This is a genomic window from Mycobacterium sp. Aquia_216 (genome assembly GCF_026723865.1).
GTDB lineage: Bacteria > Actinomycetota > Actinomycetes > Mycobacteriales > Mycobacteriaceae > Mycobacterium.
In genome coordinates, this window is sequence record NZ_CP113529.1 from 2021610 (window position 1) to 2037570 (window position 15961).

12 protein-coding genes and 1 pseudogene are annotated in these 15961 nt (G+C 63.3%); 7 read left to right on the forward strand and 6 right to left on the reverse strand.

The window, feature by feature from the left end:
* Window positions 1-3: 3 nt before the first annotated feature.
* A complete protein-coding gene (locus tag OK015_RS09525; protein ID WP_268130954.1) occupies window positions 4-1800 on the reverse strand; it encodes an NAD-binding protein in 1797 nt (598 codons plus the stop codon).
* A gap of 276 nt (window positions 1801-2076) precedes the next feature.
* Between OK015_RS09525 and glnA the strand changes: the two genes are divergently transcribed.
* Window positions 2077-3513, forward strand: a complete 1437-nt coding sequence (gene glnA, locus OK015_RS09530) for a type I glutamate--ammonia ligase (protein WP_268130955.1) — start codon at window positions 2077-2079, stop codon at window positions 3511-3513.
* Between the two features lie 347 nt (window positions 3514-3860).
* Window positions 3861-4193, forward strand: coding sequence for a DUF732 domain-containing protein (locus OK015_RS09535; protein ID WP_268130956.1), 333 nt, complete (start codon window positions 3861-3863; stop codon window positions 4191-4193).
* A gap of 26 nt (window positions 4194-4219) precedes the next feature.
* On the opposite strand, the gene OK015_RS09540 is transcribed toward OK015_RS09535, so the two are convergent.
* Entirely contained in the window at window positions 4220-5506 is a 1287-nt protein-coding gene (locus OK015_RS09540) for a cytochrome P450 (RefSeq protein WP_268130958.1), read from the reverse strand.
* A gap of 312 nt (window positions 5507-5818) precedes the next feature.
* On the opposite strand from OK015_RS09540, the gene OK015_RS09545 reads away from it, so the two are divergent.
* A complete protein-coding gene (locus tag OK015_RS09545) occupies window positions 5819-5941 on the forward strand; it encodes a hypothetical protein (RefSeq protein ID WP_268130959.1) in 123 nt (40 codons plus the stop codon).
* On the opposite strand, the gene OK015_RS09550 is transcribed toward OK015_RS09545, so the two are convergent.
* Window positions 5938-6570 (reverse strand): DUF732 domain-containing protein, encoded by a 633-nt coding sequence (locus tag OK015_RS09550; RefSeq protein WP_268130961.1) that lies wholly within the window; start codon window positions 6568-6570, stop codon window positions 5938-5940. The genes OK015_RS09545 and OK015_RS09550 overlap by 4 nt on opposite strands.
* 39 nt (window positions 6571-6609) lie before the next feature.
* Complete coding sequence (locus tag OK015_RS09555; protein WP_268130963.1) at window positions 6610-9495, reverse strand: MMPL/RND family transporter; 2886 nt, start codon at window positions 9493-9495, stop codon at window positions 6610-6612.
* A gap of 373 nt (window positions 9496-9868) precedes the next feature.
* On the opposite strand from OK015_RS09555, the gene OK015_RS09560 reads away from it, so the two are divergent.
* Together OK015_RS09560 and OK015_RS09565 are read left to right on the forward strand one after the other, a co-directional pair.
* Complete coding sequence (locus OK015_RS09560) at window positions 9869-12151, forward strand: SDR family oxidoreductase (RefSeq protein ID WP_268130965.1); 2283 nt, start codon at window positions 9869-9871, stop codon at window positions 12149-12151.
* 20 nt (window positions 12152-12171) lie between these two features.
* Window positions 12172-12567 carry a DUF4267 domain-containing protein gene (locus tag OK015_RS09565; protein ID WP_268130966.1) on the forward strand — a complete coding sequence of 132 codons (396 nt, stop codon included), beginning with the start codon at window positions 12172-12174 and terminating at the stop codon, window positions 12565-12567.
* A 184-nt stretch (window positions 12568-12751) separates the two neighbouring features.
* On the opposite strand, the gene OK015_RS09570 is transcribed toward OK015_RS09565, so the two are convergent.
* The gene (locus OK015_RS09570; RefSeq protein WP_442791284.1) at window positions 12752-14152 is read right to left on the reverse strand and encodes a protein adenylyltransferase SelO; all 1401 of its coding nucleotides are present in this window, start codon (window positions 14150-14152) and stop codon (window positions 12752-12754) included.
* 90 nt (window positions 14153-14242) lie between these two features.
* Window positions 14243-14797, reverse strand: a complete 555-nt coding sequence (locus OK015_RS09575) for a hemerythrin domain-containing protein (RefSeq protein WP_442791228.1) — start codon at window positions 14795-14797, stop codon at window positions 14243-14245.
* A 131-nt stretch (window positions 14798-14928) separates the two neighbouring features.
* Between OK015_RS09575 and OK015_RS09580 the strand changes: the two are divergent.
* Window positions 14929-15051: pseudogene (locus OK015_RS09580) on the forward strand (DUF488 domain-containing protein); the annotation flags it as partial.
* Window positions 15052-15075: 24 nt separating this feature from the next.
* Window positions 15076-15948, forward strand: a complete 873-nt coding sequence (locus tag OK015_RS09585) for an LLM class F420-dependent oxidoreductase (RefSeq protein ID WP_268130970.1) — start codon at window positions 15076-15078, stop codon at window positions 15946-15948.
* The last annotated feature ends 13 nt before the right edge of the window (window positions 15949-15961 follow it).

Below are 15961 nucleotides of genomic sequence, written 5' to 3' on the forward strand. Positions count from 1 at the left end.
GACTCAAGCCTGCTGGTCGGGTGCCCATCTTGGCGGGCGTACGTCCGGCCTGTGTGCCGAACGCGCCGCACCCACCGAACGCGCCGCGGCCAGTGTTGCAGCGCGCTCACCGTTGATCGCGGTTAGCGGCGGAGGCTGGCCTTTCCGCAGCGTCGCGATCAACTCCCGGTAAGGGCCGATGAGGTAGACGGTGTCGCCGGCTTTCAGCCGGGCGTCGCGGCGGGGGCGCAACCTGATTGGTCCCTCCGGCCGAGTGATCGCGATGACCCGAGTTTGCGTCGACAGTTCCACCATTCGCAGTCCGTCCAGCTCGCTGCCCGCCGCCACGAGCATTCCGCCGACCATAAAGGAGCGTTGCCCGACCCAGAATGTACCGAGCACCTGCAGGCCCATCGCCGCGCCGATGAACCAAGGGGCCGCCAGGTCGACGATCGAGCGCACGTTCTCGAAACCGAACCGCCGATTCACCGCAGTGCCCAGCGCCCGGCCTTGAACGCGCATCACGATCGGCACCTTGGTATCTGATCCCAAGATCTCCAGCAGGACGATCCCGGTCTCGATGTTCTCCATGTCGTCCTTTGTCACCACCGCCACTCCGCGGGCGCGATCGACACGCGCCGATTCCAGCGTCTGGCGCATCGCCGAATCCCCAAAGATCACCGGCACATCGAGTTCGGCCACGGTCGACAGGAAGCGGTTGTTCTCGTCCGGCTCGATGACGAGGACGTCGTATCCGGCAGCGGTCAGATCACTGACGACGCGCACGCCAATCGACCCCAGTCCGATCACGACGATGTGATCGCGCATATGGCGTGCCCGACGGAGCCCGGCAGTTTGGACAAAGCGGCGCGACAGCAGCAAGTCCGCGAGGAATGCGACGGGGAGGGCGGTCACGATCACGCCGCCGAACATCACTCCGACGGCGAACATTCGCAGCACCGGGGATTGCTGGGCGAAGCTGAAATCGCCGAAGCCGACCGTCGTCAGGGTCTCTGAAGCGAAGTACAGGGCGTCGATCCACGACATCTTCGGGTGTTGGTAGCTGAACCGCACCACGGCAGTTGAGCCGAGCGTTACAAGCACCGCGAATGCCAACGAGGGGAAAAGCATCGGATTCACGTCGTCGCGCATGGCACGAACGGCATCGATGAAACGCCGGACCCTGGAGTGGCGAGAGCGCGTCGCAGTCGCGGGAGGCACCGTGATCCCGCGGGCTTGCAATTCATCTTTGACGCCGATCATCGAGGTCCAGTCGCCGGCGTAGACCTGCAGATCCCGTCCCGGACATGGGACCACCTCGCCCGGCGTAGGTGAGTTCTTGCCGTGGACCACTGCCACCGGGGCCAGGTCGGCGTGGATCTCGCGCAGCGTTGCCTCGTACGGCGCCTCGGATCCCCAGACGACGAATTCGATACCGGCCGTGTCGAACTGATGCGCGTTGCGCGACAGCACTGCCTCGACGAGGGATGGCGCCGCGAGCTCGGCGACGTCCAGGATCGCACCGGGGCCATTGACGACGGTCACCGCCTCGCGTAACACGTCGTTGGCCAGGCGCGCCACCACCCGGACGTTCTGGCTATATTCCCTTGCCAGTAAAGCAATTTCGAGATTCACGGCGTCATTGGGCCCAGCGCAGACGACGGCGCGCGCGCGATGTACCCCGGCGCCCAGGAGATCGGCGGCAGTGTTGATCTTGATTATCCGTGCGCCCGCGCCCCGTAGTTCCTCGGCGATCGTCCTCGACAGCGGATCGTCGCCGCTGACGATGATTTCGCGATGGAATTGAAAGACCTCACCCATCTCGCGCCGTCGTTTCGTTCGTTTGTCGACAGGTTCGGTCGCGACTGTTCTGCGCCATGAGCACTCCGACCTGTGCTGACACCAGCGTCCGCTGGCTCATATGACTATCGGCCACAATGCCGAAACGTGCCACTGGAACGAACCTGCCCCGGGAGGTCAACAGCGGTGTCCCGCAACTCTTTTTGAGGCGCAACAGGTTCGACTTGGGCTCGTCACGCAGCCGAAATACTTGAGGCGTAGAAAGCGCTGTCGCGCCACCAAGCAAAGGAGCACTCATTGTTCGAAAAGACGCCCGACGACATCTTCAAGCTCGCCAACGATGAGCACGTTGAGTATGTCGATGTCCGCTTCTGTGACCTGCCGGGCACCATGCAGCACTTCACAATTCCGATCTACGCCTTTGACGAGACCGTATTCGAGGAGGGATTGGCGTTCGACGGCTCCTCGATTCGCGGGTTCCAATCGATTCACGAGTCCGACATGATGCTGCTTCCCGATCCGGAAACCGCGACCATCGACCCGTTCCGTGCCCGCAAGACGCTCAACGTGAACTTCTTCGTGCACGATCCATTCACTTTCGAGGTGTACTCGCGCGACCCACGCAATGTCGCCCGCAAGGCGGAGAACTACTTGATCAGCTCCGGCATCGCCGACACCGCGTACTTCGGCCCGGAGGCCGAGTTCTACATCTTCGACTCGGTGAGCTTCGACTCGCGCACCAACGGCTCGTTCTACAAGGTGGACGCGACATCCGGGTGGTGGAACACCGGAGAAGCGAACGAATCGGACGGCAGCCCGAACCTTGGTTACAAGGTCCGCCCCAAGGGCGGCTACTTCCCGGTGGCCCCCACCGACCACTACGTCGACCTACGCGATGAGATTCTCACCCATCTGACCAACGCCGGCTTTCTACTGGAAAAGGGGCACCACGAGGTGGGCAGCGGTGGGCAGGCCGAGATCAACTACAAATTCAATACGTTGCTGCACGCAGCAGACGACCATCAGATGTTCAAATACATCGTCAAGCAAACCGCTTGGCAAGCAGGTAAATCCGTGACGTTCATGCCCAAGCCGCTGTTCGGCGATAACGGTTCCGGCATGCACTGCCACCAGTCGTTGTGGAAGGACGGCAGTCCGTTGATGTACGACGAGACGGGCTACGCCGGCCTGTCGGACACGGCGCGGCACTACATCGGCGGCCTGCTCTACCACGCGCCGTCGCTGCTGGCCTTCACCAATCCCACCGTCAACTCCTACAAGCGGCTGGTTCCCGGCTATGAGGCCCCGATCAATTTGGTTTACAGCCAGCGCAATCGCTCGGCATGCGTGCGGATCCCGATCACTGGGACCAACCCGAAGACCAAGCGGCTGGAGTTCCGCTGCCCCGACTCGTCAGGGAACCCATACCTTTCGTTCGCGGCCCAGTTGATGGCCGGGCTGGACGGGATCAAGCACAAGATCGAGCCGCCACCCCCAGTCGACAAGGACCTCTACGAGCTGCCGCCGGAAGAGGCCGCGGAGATCCCACAGGCTCCCACCCAGTTGGCGGCGGTGATAGACCGGTTGGAAGAAGACAGTGAATACCTTACTGAAGGAAGCGTTTTCACCCCCGACCTAATCCAGACGTGGATCAACTACAAGCGCGATTACGAGCTTGCGCCGTTCAACTTGCGACCGACCCCGTACGAGTTCGAGCTCTACTACGACGTATAAAGCACTCAATTAGCCGGCTCGGGGGTTGTCCAGGGCTACAGTGCGTCGATGATCGGAGGTAAAGAGGTCCGGGGCCCACTGCCGAGCCGCGACTGGCGTCGACGATGGGTGTCAACCGCTTGGTGAACCGCGGCTTGAGCGGGTGAGGCTGGTCATGGCTGGACTCCTTTTAAATCGTCCCGATTTGTCTGCACATTGCTACCTGGGTGGCCTTGCGATTGCGATGAGTACCTAGGTCGGCCGCGACTACCGATCCCAAAAACCGGCGGCGCCCCCGGGCCGGCAGCCTCACCGCCGTTCGATACGGTCGGCAGGACAGCGGCGCCCGCTTGTAGGAGGATGAAGCGATGCGAGGGGTTATCGTGCTTGCGAGTTTTATTGCCGTCATCGCCGTTGCTGCACCGGCACATGCCGATCCGGGTTCGGATGCGAACTTTCTGTCAGCGCTGAAGAACGCCGGCATCACCTATCAGACGCCGGGCGTAGCCATCGGCGTTGGCAAGAGCGAATGCAAACTGATGGATGAGGGCATGCCCGAGGCCGAGGTCATCAAGGACCTGGAGGAGAGCAATCCGGCCTTCAAGGGGGATAGCCCAGTGCAGTTCACCACGATCGCGGTGAACGCCTACTGCCCCCAACACGCAGGGGAACTGACTACCCAGCCGTCGTCGTCATCGTAGATCTGTCCGGCATTCCGTGGCCGGCGCTACCTGACGGACTCCGCTTCTCCGGTCGGCCGCGTTCGCAATTCGGCCGGTAGACGCTTGAACCCGTGCAAGGTGACCACCTCGAGTGGTTGAGGTTGCTCGCGCAGGGTCAGAGTCGGGAATCGCTCGAACAACGTGCGCAGGGCGATAACGCCCTCGATGCGGGCCAAGGCCGCCCCTAGGCAGCCATGTATGCCTGAACCGAACGCCAGGTGGTCTCGCGCATTGGGCCTGGTGATGTCAAACCGGCCGGCATCGGTGAATACGCCCGGATCGCGGTTGGCGCCGTTCATCAACAGCACAAACATCGCACCGGCGGGGATGCGCTCCCCGGCTATTTCGGCGTCGCGGCGTGCGGTGCGCACCAGCATCTGCACCGGGCTTTCGAATCGCAGAATCTCCTCGACCGCCGCCGGCCACAAACCCGGATCATCGCGTAACAGGGCCAGCTGCTGGGGATGCTCAAGCAGCAGGACGATTCCGTTGCCGATCAGGTTCACCGTGGTCTCGAACCCGGCGCCGACCAGAAGTGCGGCGTTCGCCGCGAATTCGCGATGGGTCAGCTCGTCGCCGGCGGCCACGCGGCCGAACGGGTCGTCCCCGGACTCACCGTTGCGCGCGCGTTCGATGAATTGGGCGGCGTAGCGGTCGACTTCCCGCAGTTGCTCGACCGCATGGCGAAACGTCTTCCAGCCAGTACCGAAATCCAGCAACGGGGCCAAGCTGTAGCCCCATTCGCGCACCTGCGGGCGTGCATCGGTGGGCAACCCAAGGATCTCGGCGATCACAGCCACCGGCAGCTCTGTAGCGAAGTCGGTGACCAGGTCGGGCCGCGGGTTGCGCTCTAAAGCATCGAGCAGTTCCGTCGTGATCTCTGCGACTCGAGCGTTGAGCCTCTCGATGGCCCGTGGTGTGAAGCTCTGCGCGAATAGGCGCCGATAACGGGTGTGATCGGGAGGATTTGACATCACCATCGCCGGACGCTCCACCGGATTGGGCAGTCCCGGATCTGTCCGCTCCAGCAAAGCCGGAAATGGCTGCGGGAGAGGGGCATTCACTAGGTTGGTGACTCCGAATCGGTCGTCGCGCAACACCATCCGGCAGATTTCGTGGTCGGCGCTCACCCACACGAACGGCCTTCGCACCAGCCGGCCTTGTCGCCTGATCTCTTCGATCAGGCCATACATCTCATCTCCACGGGCACGGCCCAGCAGTATCCGGGCCAAGGGTTGCCCGCGGCGAGCTTGCACCGCCAAGAAGGCGCGCGGCGCACCGTACCTCGCCATCCAGCGAAACCAGATGCTCGTCCGGATGGCGGTCCTCCTTCGGCGTCGCCCATGTCCGGTGGTCAGACTCGTGGCCGGAACATATCACCGGAGCTCGTTGTGCGCCGCCCCGAGCCGGCGGTCGCGGCGATCACCGCGGCCGCGTTTGCTGGCCCAATCGTTTGCGATAAACGATTCGCAGGCGCGACATCCGGCGCAGTCACACTCGCCACATCAGCATCGCGAAACGTGGGGCCACTTCGTTGGGAAATACGATAGCGCATGCGATATCGCATTTCAGAAGCGTTCTAGTCCAACCCTTTTGGTGCTCACGTGGCCGGTGTTACCAACCGCGATGAGCTCAACGCCGGGGTCTCCGCGGCGATCGGAGTGGGTGTCGGATTCGCCGGCGTCGCGGTTATCCAACTGCTGGCGCTGGCGCAACGACCTCGCTAGGGACCGTTTCCCACCAGGTTGCTGTTCTGCGGGCAATAGGTGCGAACGGAGATGGTTACGTACGCATCGGCATCGTTGCTGAGCGCCGGATTGCTCGCCCGGAATTCCACGATGATCTGCTGCACCGTCATGCCCAGGCGGATGTTCTCGCACACCATCTTGCCGTTGTAGATGGCGGCGTCGGGATTGGCGAAGGAGATTCCCCGGTCGTTGAGGGCCTGAACGTACCTATTGTCCTGGTCTGGTGTCGACACAATCGAGGATGGGGCAGCTGCTGAAGCCGTCCCCGATGCGGCGGGAGGCGGGCCGGATTTAGAGGTCGGGGTTGCGGTGGGTGCGGGCGCTGGTGCTTTGGGAGGCGTGCTCAAGAGGGAACGGCCAAGGACAATCGCACCGGCAATCGCGAGCCCGGCCGCGAGCAGGACAGCAGCGGTGCGCCAGGTGGCACGCCATGATTGGCGCTGGTTCGCCGCGTTGCTTGGGGTGTCGACGTCGTCGTCGCGCGACCATGCGAGACCCGCCGAGTTCGTCGCAGTGGCCGCCTCTGCTGCGGCGGAAGTGGGCGCTGCGACGGTCTCGCTGCCGTTGAGCCCGACAGTCTTGTCGGTAGCTGGTACCGGCTCGGACATGACGGCCATGGTAGCGGCCGCAAACGACGAGTCGGGGCGTTAGTCGGCCGCCCGAGTGCCAAGCAGAGCGCGGACCATCGGGCGGGACCCCTCGGAACGAAGCAGGAAACTGGCCGGCCGCCGTCGCACGCGCAGCGGCCACCAGAACCAGCGCCCGAGCAGTGCGGCGATCGACGGCGTCATGAACGCGCGGACGATCAAGGTGTCGAACAGCAGGCCCAGACCGATTGTCGTTCCTATTTGGCCGATCACCCGCAGGTCACTGACCACCATCGAGGCCATGGTCATTGCGAATACCAAGCCCGCGGCCGTGACGACCTTGCCGGTACCGCCCATCGCCCGAATAATCCCCGTATTTATGCCGGCGCCGAGTTCTTCTTTCATCCGGGAAACGAGCAGCAGGTTGTAGTCGGATCCCACTGCCAACAGAATGATGACCGACATCGGCAACACGAGCCATTCCAGCCCTAGCCCGATAATGTGCTGCCAGAGCAGCACGGACAGTCCGATAGATGCTCCCAGCGAAATCACTACCGTGCCCACGATCACCATCGCCGCCACGAAACTGCGTGTGATCATCAGCATGATCGCGAAAATGAGGCAGAGGGCAGCAAGTCCCGCGATCATCAGATCGTATCGGGAGCCATCGTGCAGGTCTTTATACGTCGCCGAGACGCCGCCGACATAAACGTTGGTGTTCTCCAGGGGGGTGGACTTGAGTGATTCCTCGGCCGCGTTTTTAATCTGCTCGACCCGCGCGATGCCTTCGGGAGTGGCGGGATCGCCCCTATCCGAAATGGTCATCCGCGCCGCTTTGCCATCCGGCGACAAGAACAGGCCCATAACCCGCTGGAAGGTCGGGTTCTGGAAAACCTCCGGCGGCAGGTAGAAAGAGTCGTCATTCTTCGCGGCGTCGAAAGCTTCGCCCATCTCCGTCGAGATATTACCCTGCGAGTCAGCCTGGCCAATGATTCCACTCATGGTGGAATGCATGGTGAGCATCATGGTCCGCATGCTCTTCATGGTGTCGATCTGAATCGGAAGCTCGGCGGCCAGCTTCGGCATCAACACGTCGATTTTGTCGATGTTCACGACCAGTTCGGCCAGCTTGTCGTCGAGCTCGTCGATACCGTCGAACGAATCGAACAGCGACCTGATCGCGAAGCAGACGGGAATGTCGTAACAGTGCTTCTCCCAGTAGAAGTAACTGCGGAGCGGCCGCAAGAAATCCTCGAAGTTCGAAATTTGATCTCGGATATCGGTCGTGATTGCCTGAACGTCATGCGTGTTACGGGCCAGGTCATGAGTCAGCGCGTTGAGCTGCAATATCAGGTGATAAAGAGTTGTCGTAATTTGGATCGTCTTGGCTAGCTCATCGGCCTGGACGAGCATGTCGTTCATACGCGCTTTCTGGTATTCCATGTTTATCAGCTGGCTCGCGTTCATCACGCCGAACCTGAATGGAATCGTCGTGTGCGCCATCGCGGTCCCCGAGGGTCGGGTCACTGATTGCACACGGGACACGCCGGGAACCGCGAGGACGCCCTTGGCCAGTCGCTCCAAGATCAGAAAATCAGACGGATTGCGCATATCGTGATCGGCTTCGACCAATACGAACTCGGGCAACATCCGGCCCAGCGGGAAGTGTCGATTTGCCGCCGCATATCCCTGATTAGTCGGCAGGTCGTCGGGGAGATACACCCGGTCGTGGTAGTTGGTCGTGTATCCCGGCAGTGCCAGCAGGCCGACAAGAGTGACCGCGCACGCTGCGGCAAAAATGGGCCCCGGCCAACGGACAACCGCCGTGCCGATCCGACGCCAGCGCCGCACGGTGAGCCTTCGCTTGGGCTCCAACAGCCCGAATCTGCCGCCGATGGCAAGGACGGCGGGGACCAGCGTGAGCGCAATCGCCACCGCAACAAGCATGCCCACCGCGCAGGGGACTCCGATGGTCTGGAAATAGGGCATCCGGGTGAAGCTGAGGCAGAAGACCGACCCGGCGATCGTCAAGCCGGACGCCAAGACCACCTTGGCGACCCCTCGGTAGGTGGTGTAGAAGGCCGTTTCCACATCTTCGCCGGCCTGTCGTGCCTCTTGATAGCGGCCGACGAAAAATATCCCGTAGTCGGTTCCCGCCGCGATCCCGAGAGTGATCAGCAGATTCACGGCGAAAGTCGACAGACTTATTGCGCCGTTGTTCCCAAGGAAAGCGACGATCTGGCGCGCCACCTGCAGTTCGATTCCGACCATCAGCAGCAGAAGAATGACCGTGGCAATGGATCGGTAGACGAGCAGCAGCATGATGAAGATCACCGCGAGGCTGACCAGCGTGACCTTGAGGATTGTCTTCTGACCGCTGTGATTCAGGTCCGAGATGAGCGGTGCGGGGCCGGTGACATAGACGTTGAGCCCTGCCGGCGCGGGCGTCCGCTCCACGATGTCGCGGACCGCGTCGGCTGATTCGTTCGCCCGACTCGTGCCTTGGTTGCCGGCGAGCTTCAACTGGACGTATGCGGCTTTACCGTCCTCGCTCTGTGCGCCGCTCGCGGTGACCGGGTTTCCCCATAAATCCTGGATGTGCTGGATATGTTCCGGATCACTTTCCAATTGACGGAGCAATTGGTTGTAGTAGTGGTGTGCATCGTCGCGAAGTGGCTGCTGGCTCTCCAAGACGATCATCGCCAAGGCGTCGGAACTGGATTCCTTAAAGTCTTGTCCCAAACGCTGCATGGCGTGGATCGACGGCGCATCTCTTGGACTCAGCGATACCGACCGCTCGTGCTCCACTTTCTCCAGCGAGGGGACGGCCATCGTCACGATGACGGTGAGGGCCAGCCACGCCAGGATGATGGGCACGGACAACCGATGGATTGTCCGCGCGACGAAGGGCGTGCGACGTTCGCCGTCTACCCGTTGATCGCTCACGCGGTCCTCAGCCAGCAGAACTTGTCGGCGTTCACGTCAGCCGTGATCCCCTGTGACCACGCCTTCCACCCCGGTGCGCCAGCAGCCGCTGTCACTATCGCTCGTCTCCTCCGGTGATGCAGTCAGCCCGCCGCGAGAGCAGGTGAATCCAGGCAACGTTTCCAAAGTCTCTCATTGATGAATCGGCGACGACACGAAACTTATTACAGCCGACGGTAACGTACGGCGCTCGCTAGCGATCGCCAAGGCGATGACCTGCGGTAACGGGTTGAAGTTTGGGTGTCAGATGGCGGTGCCGGTGATGGGCAAGTAAGTTCGCGTGGGGGTTATCAGGGGCTGTTTCGGCGTGGGATTCGCGCGAGGACGGGTGTCAATGCATTGGGCGATCACCGGCGCAACCGGGTTTCTCGGGGTTCACATCCTCGGTGAACTCCTGCGTGGGGACGAAACGTTCACCCTGCTGACCCGGCCGCAGTCCGACCCGATCACCCGCATCCAGAAGGCCCTCCCACTGGCGGTCATGGACGGGCAGGTGTGGGCCGAAGCGGAGTTGCGCGAAAGGCTCGCCGTCGTGCCCGTGGACCTCGCCGCGCCCAAACTGGGGTTGTCCGATCAGCGATTCCGGGAGCTCGCAGACAGCGTCGATGCGATCCTGCATTGCGCCGGCAGCATCGAGCTGGACGCCGACCTCGACGAACTTCGCCGTACCAATGTCGGCGGGACCACCCGGATCCTCGAACTCGCCGAGGCCGGGGCCCGGGAGCCGGATCTTTTCCATGTGTCAACCGCCTTCGTCGCTGGGAAGCGCCGCACGGGTCTCATCTACGAGACCGAGTTAGGGGGCGACAAAGGCTTCGAGAACAACTACGAGCAGTCCAAATTCGAGGCCGAGTCGATCGTGCGGAACTGGGCGCGGCGTACTGGACGCCGGGTCGTGGTGCTTCGGCCGAGCGCCCTGATCGTCGAGCGGGCGCCGCATCCGGATTTCCCGTTGCATCCGCTTTCCTTCCTGTCGACGTCGGCAGATAGCGGGATGCGCCTGTTCTCGGTCTCCGGACGGCCATTGCGCACCAGCCTGTCAATGCGCCTGCGAGGCGACTTCAACGGCCATTTGAACTACATGCCGGCCGACGAGGCCGCCGACGAGATGGTCCGTCTGATGCGTCTTGCACCCGACGGCCTGAGCACCTACCACGTCGTTCACCACCACGACGTCGCAGTGCAGACTCTGGTCGAGCTCTTCAACGCGGTGTCGCCGATCCCCGTGACGCTGGTCGAGGGCCCTATCGAGAACCCCAATCTGCTGGAACGGCGCCTGCGGTGGGCCAGCGGATTTTTTCCCTACCTGGAGCACAGCCGAACGTACGACACGACCGATGCGCGAGCGGTAATCGGCGAGCCGCACCGCCGGACCGTGGTCGACTTCGACTATCTGCTGGGAAGCGTAGGGCGGTACAAGCGATACCTGACGTTCAAACCCGAACAGCGCCAACCTCGCGAGTCGGCGCCGCTGGTCGCCCCCCTGGTATCTGTCGACGGTCCCTTCGACGTCACCGCCCACAGCGCGGATGCGGTTCGTCCCACGCGCGGCCTGACATTCATCGTCACGGTGGGACGAAGCGGATCGACCGCGCTGTCGCGAATCCTCAGTGCGCATCCAGATGTGCTCAGCCTCAACGAGTTCTACCTTTCGGTGCGCGCTTCGTCGGCGGCCGATCATGCGCTGTCGGGCGAACAGTTCTGGCGGATGCTGGCCGAGCCCCACCCAATCTTCGACTCGATGGTCCGGGGTGGTTCGGCCATGCCGGAGTTCATCTATCCGCGATTGCAGGGATCCCGGTTCGATGCGAACACGACCGGGATCCCCGCCATCTCGATGATGACGCTGCCGCACCTGTCGCCGGACCCCGACGGAGTGTTCGACGCACTGGCTGCCGAGGTCCCGACGTGGCCACGACAAACATCGAGGTTGCACTTCGAACGCCTCTTCGCTTGGCTCGCAACACATTTCGGTGGGACTGTAGTAGTCGAGCGGTCGGCCATGTCGCTGAGCAGCGTCCCGTGGCTACGCGAGACTTTCCCGGATGCGAAATTCGTGCACCTATTCCGGAACGGCCCGGATACGGCGGTCTCGATGAGCGAACACACCGGATTTCGCTTGATGGCGCTCATTCAAGACGCGCTGGAGTTGCTCGATCTCGACCCGGAGCGTCGACACCCTGGTCTGCGGCTGGATCCCACGGCTATACCGATCGAGCTCGCTTCCCTGGTCGGTGAGACCTGCGACGTCGACTACTTGATGAGCCAGAACCTGCCCATTACCCGATTCGCCCGCATGTGGAGCGAGCTGATCGTCACGGGCGAAGCCGAACTCGCCAACCTACCCGCAGACCGCTACCTTCCGCTGTCCTACCTGGACCTGGTCACTGACACCCGATCATCCTTGGCGCGGCTGGCAAGCTTCCTGGATGTCGAAGCGAATCCGAAGTGGCTCGATTACGGCATCGGTGTCATCGACCCGAGGTTCAGCGGCGCCTCTACTCGGTTGTCCGGAGAGGAGTTGCGGGCGGTCGTTGAAAGCTGCGCTCCCGGCGCGGCCCGTCTTGCCGAACACGCCGTCGCCGCAGGGGCCAACGAAATTACCGCGGCTCGGTAAGGGGCGGTTAGGCTGCGGCCATGCCGATCGATCGTGCCGCGCTTGTCGCGGGCAGTATCCGACTTGCCTCAGGCGTCCATTTCCTCGTCGATCCGCTCGGTGCAAACCGGCTCTGGGGAGACCCCGGGGAGCCGACCCCGACGGCGCGGCTACTGCTGCGATCAATGGGCTACCGCGACGCTTTGATCGGCGGCCTGCTCGCGTCGGCGGCGCTGCGCGGCAAGAACACTCGCGGCTGGTTCCTGGCATCCGGCGGGGCCGACGCGGCGGACCTGCTGGGCGGGCTGAGTGTCCACAGCGAGCTCAAGCGATCGCAACAACTGATCGGTCTGGGCGGTGCCGTCGTCGGAATCGGCGTTGGATTATGGGGCGCGGCACGGCGCGCGCCTAAAGCGACGGAGACGCCGGCGGGCTGAGGCCCGGCACCCGGTCCGCGGGCCGAATAGCAGTGCGGGGGTTTGAATTGACGGCGAAAGCCGTTGACGGCTAACGCGATATCGGTGTCGAGCACGTCCTGGTGGAGCTGCCGACCGAGCCGCGAGGCGAATCGGCTTCGCCACTTGGATGGGCTGCAGGCAAGTTCGCGAAGGTAGCGTAAAGCTAAGTACCGCAGAAGGTTTGGTAGACGCCGAAATCCTCCGGGGCCGGCCTGGCGTAGCGCTCGAGGCCCGGCCGTTCGTCATAGGGAGCGGTCACGGCGTCAAGGAGCTGCTCAACCGGAGCGAGGTCGCCTGCTGTCGCCGCGGCCAGGGCTTCCTCGATGAGGTGGTTACGCGGAATGTAGATCGGGTTGGCGCGATCCATCGATTCGGCGTCGGGACCCGACGAGCGCCAGCGCGACATCCAGTCGTCGAAGCCGGCGAGGTCGATGAACAGACTGCGCGCGGGTTCGGCATCGCCTCGCGCCGCCCGGCCGAGGTGGCGGAAGAACGAGGTGTGGTCGACGTGGCTCTCCTTGAGCAGGCGCTGCAACTCGTCGACCAACGACGTGACAAACCCGGCTTCGACAGCCGCGGGCAAACCGAGTTTGGCGCGCATGCCGGACGACCACGTGGCGTCGTATTCGGTGTGGAATGCCCCAAACGCGTCTTGGGCGAACGCGATTCCCTCCTCGACGTGGTCGGAAAGCAACGGAAGCAGAGCCTCGGCGAATCGGGCCAGGTTCCACCCGGCGATCGCGGGCTGGTTGCCGTAGGCGTAGCGCCCCCATTGGTCGATCGAACTGAAGACCGTGTCGGGGTCGTAGGCCTCCATGAATGCGCATGGGCCGTAATCGATCGTCTCGCCGGAGATCGTGGTGTTGTCGGTGTTCATCACCCCATGGACGAATCCGATCAGCATCCATCGGGCGATCAATGCCGCCTGGACGGCGACCACCGCTTCGAACAAGGCGCGGTACGGATGCTCGGCCTCCGCCGCGCTGGGATGGTGGCGGGCGATCGCGTAGTCGGCGAGCCGCCGCAGCAGGTCGACGTCGCCGGTGAGGGCAGCGTACTGGAAGCTCCCGACGCGCAGGTGACTGCTGGCGACGCGGACGAGCACGGCGCCCGGCAGGAGGGTCTCGCGCCGCACCGGCCGCCCGGTAGCGACCACGGCCAAGGAGCGTGTCGTCGGTACATTCAGGGCATACATGGCTTCGCTGACCAGGTATTCGCGCAGCATCGGGCCCACCGCCGCGAGGCCGTCGCCGCCGCGGGCGAACGGCGTCGGCCCCGACCCTTTGAGGTGAATGTCGCGAACGCGTCCGTGCCTGTCGGACAGCTCGCCCAGCAGTAGCGCGCGTCCGTCGCCCAACTGCGGGACGAGCCCGCCGAACTGATGCCCGGCGTAGGCCTGCGCCACCGGAACGGCACCGGGGGGCAGCAGGTTGCCAACGAGAAATCGCAGCCCCTCGGGGCTCCGCAACCAGGCCGCGTCGAGGCCGAGCGCGGTCGCCAGCGACTCGTTGAGGACGAGCGGCCGCGGGTCCGGGGTCGTCTCGGACTGCCAGCGGACCGCCATCTCGGGCAACTCGCGGGCGAACCGGTCTTGCAGGGGGACGCTTATCTCCGAGGCAACACTCACGTCGTCCAGACTACGGACGCTCGACTCCTAGCCGGTGGCGTGCCGAATGAAATCGCGAGCGCGGTCAAGCATCGACGCGAATGGCCCGACAGCAAAATTCAGCTTCGCTGATTCCACACCAGGATGCGGATGGGTCGGGGCGATCGCCTGAGCCGCTCGCACCGCTGTGCCCATTCGCTTGAGGTCGTCGGTTTCGAGTCCCTTTTCCAGATATGGGAATTCGTCGAGCTCTTCATGTTCGGCGTGGTCCAGGACCGCTTGCCGCAGCTTGGTGAGCTCATCGATGAATTGCTGCGAAGTGGTGTCCAGCTGTTCGATCTGTGACAGCACTTCCTTGGCGTCGTGTTCTTCTTCGAGTCGAGCGTCGACCACCGCATCGCCGCCATCCTCGCGTCGCACGCGAGGATGCACCACCATTTCCTCGGCCGTTTCGTGGACGGCTAGTAATTGACGTAACGCAGCGAATGGTTTCTCACGTGCTTCGGGGTCCGACGCCAGCAGCACTTCGTCGAACATGTCCTCGATCAGGTTGTGTTGCGCTTTGAGGAATGCGACAACTTCGTCGGGCGATTCAATCATCATCTCGGCCACGGGTTACCTCCGGATCGGGGCGTTGAGGCGTATTGGCGCGGAGCTGTGCGCCGTTCGGTCTCACGTACCCCGACTCGGCGCACGCAAACGCCCAGTGCCCTGATCAGCACGGGTTTCGCGTCGCGGCTTCGCTGGACGAACTGCGCAAGCTGACCAGACGCGGTGTCGTGACCCTCGTCAGCGCCACCCACGACCTGGATATAAGCCACGCCGCGGTCTTGGCGAAGTTGCTCAACGGCCGCTGAATCCCTGCGTGAGACGATCGTGCGATGCAGCTCGGATTGCACGCTTTAGGAATCGGGGCCGGCGCCGACCGGGCGGTGATCGACGCCGTCGCAGCGTCCGCGGACGAATGCGGTTTCGCCACTCTGTGGGCGGGTGAGCACGTTGTCATGGTAGACCGATCCGCCTCGCGCTACCCGTACTCCGACGACGGTGCCATCGCCGTTCCGGCACAAGCGGATTGGCTTGACCCGATGATCGCGCTGGCCTTCGCCGCGGCCGCGTCGTCGCGGATCACCCTCGCGACAGGTGTCTTACTGCTGCCCGAGCACAATCCGGTGGTGGTGGCCAAGCAGGCTGCCAGCCTAGACCGGTTGTGTGGCGGACGGCTGACGCTCGGTGTGGGCGTCGGCTGGTCGAAGGAGGAATTCGCCGCGCTTGGAGTGCCATTCGAGCATCGCGCGGCGCGCACAGCCGAATATGTTGCCGCGATGCGCACGTTGTGGCGCGACGACGTCGCCTCGTTCGACGGGAAGTTCGTCGGCTTCGACTCGATCCGGGTGAATCCCAAGCCGGTTCGTGATCGCCGCATCCCAATTATGTTGGGGGGCAATAGCGAAGCGGCACTGCGGCGCGCGGCTAGCTGGGGCGACGGTTGGTACGGGTTCAACCTCGACGACGTGGCAGCGGTGCACAATTGCGTCGACAAGCTGGATGAACTCTGCGCCGGCTTGGATCGTGACCGTAGTGAGCTGCGGGTGGCCGTGGCATTGCGGAGTCCAAAGGTTGAGGATTTTGATGAGCTCGCCGAGTCAGGCGTCGACGAATTGGTGCTTGTGGACGCGCCGCCTGACCGCCCGGAGGCCGCGGGCAACTGGGTGTCGGCGCTCGCCGATCGGTGGATCACGCATCGCAGCTAGGGCATCGAACGAT

Excerpts from the sequence above, each read along its gene's own strand:
- OK015_RS09525 (WP_268130954.1), bottom strand. The coding sequence starts at position 1,800 with ATGGGTGAGGTCTTTCAATTCCATCGCGAAATCATCGTCAGCGGCGAC.
- OK015_RS09535 (WP_268130956.1), top strand. The coding sequence starts at position 3,861 with ATGCGAGGGGTTATCGTGCTTGCGAGTTTTATTGCCGTCATCGCCGTT.
- OK015_RS09540 (WP_268130958.1), bottom strand. The coding sequence starts at position 5,506 with ATGGCGAGGTACGGTGCGCCGCGCGCCTTCTTGGCGGTGCAAGCTCGC.
- OK015_RS09550 (WP_268130961.1), bottom strand. The coding sequence starts at position 6,570 with ATGTCCGAGCCGGTACCAGCTACCGACAAGACTGTCGGGCTCAACGGC.
- OK015_RS09560 (WP_268130965.1), top strand. The coding sequence starts at position 9,869 with ATGCATTGGGCGATCACCGGCGCAACCGGGTTTCTCGGGGTTCACATC.
- OK015_RS09565 (WP_268130966.1), top strand. The coding sequence starts at position 12,172 with ATGCCGATCGATCGTGCCGCGCTTGTCGCGGGCAGTATCCGACTTGCC.
- OK015_RS09570 (WP_442791284.1), bottom strand. The coding sequence starts at position 14,152 with ATGGCGGTCCGCTGGCAGTCCGAGACGACCCCGGACCCGCGGCCGCTC.
- OK015_RS09575 (WP_442791228.1), bottom strand. The coding sequence starts at position 14,797 with ATGATGATTGAATCGCCCGACGAAGTTGTCGCATTCCTCAAAGCGCAA.
- OK015_RS09585 (WP_268130970.1), top strand. The coding sequence starts at position 15,076 with ATGCAGCTCGGATTGCACGCTTTAGGAATCGGGGCCGGCGCCGACCGG.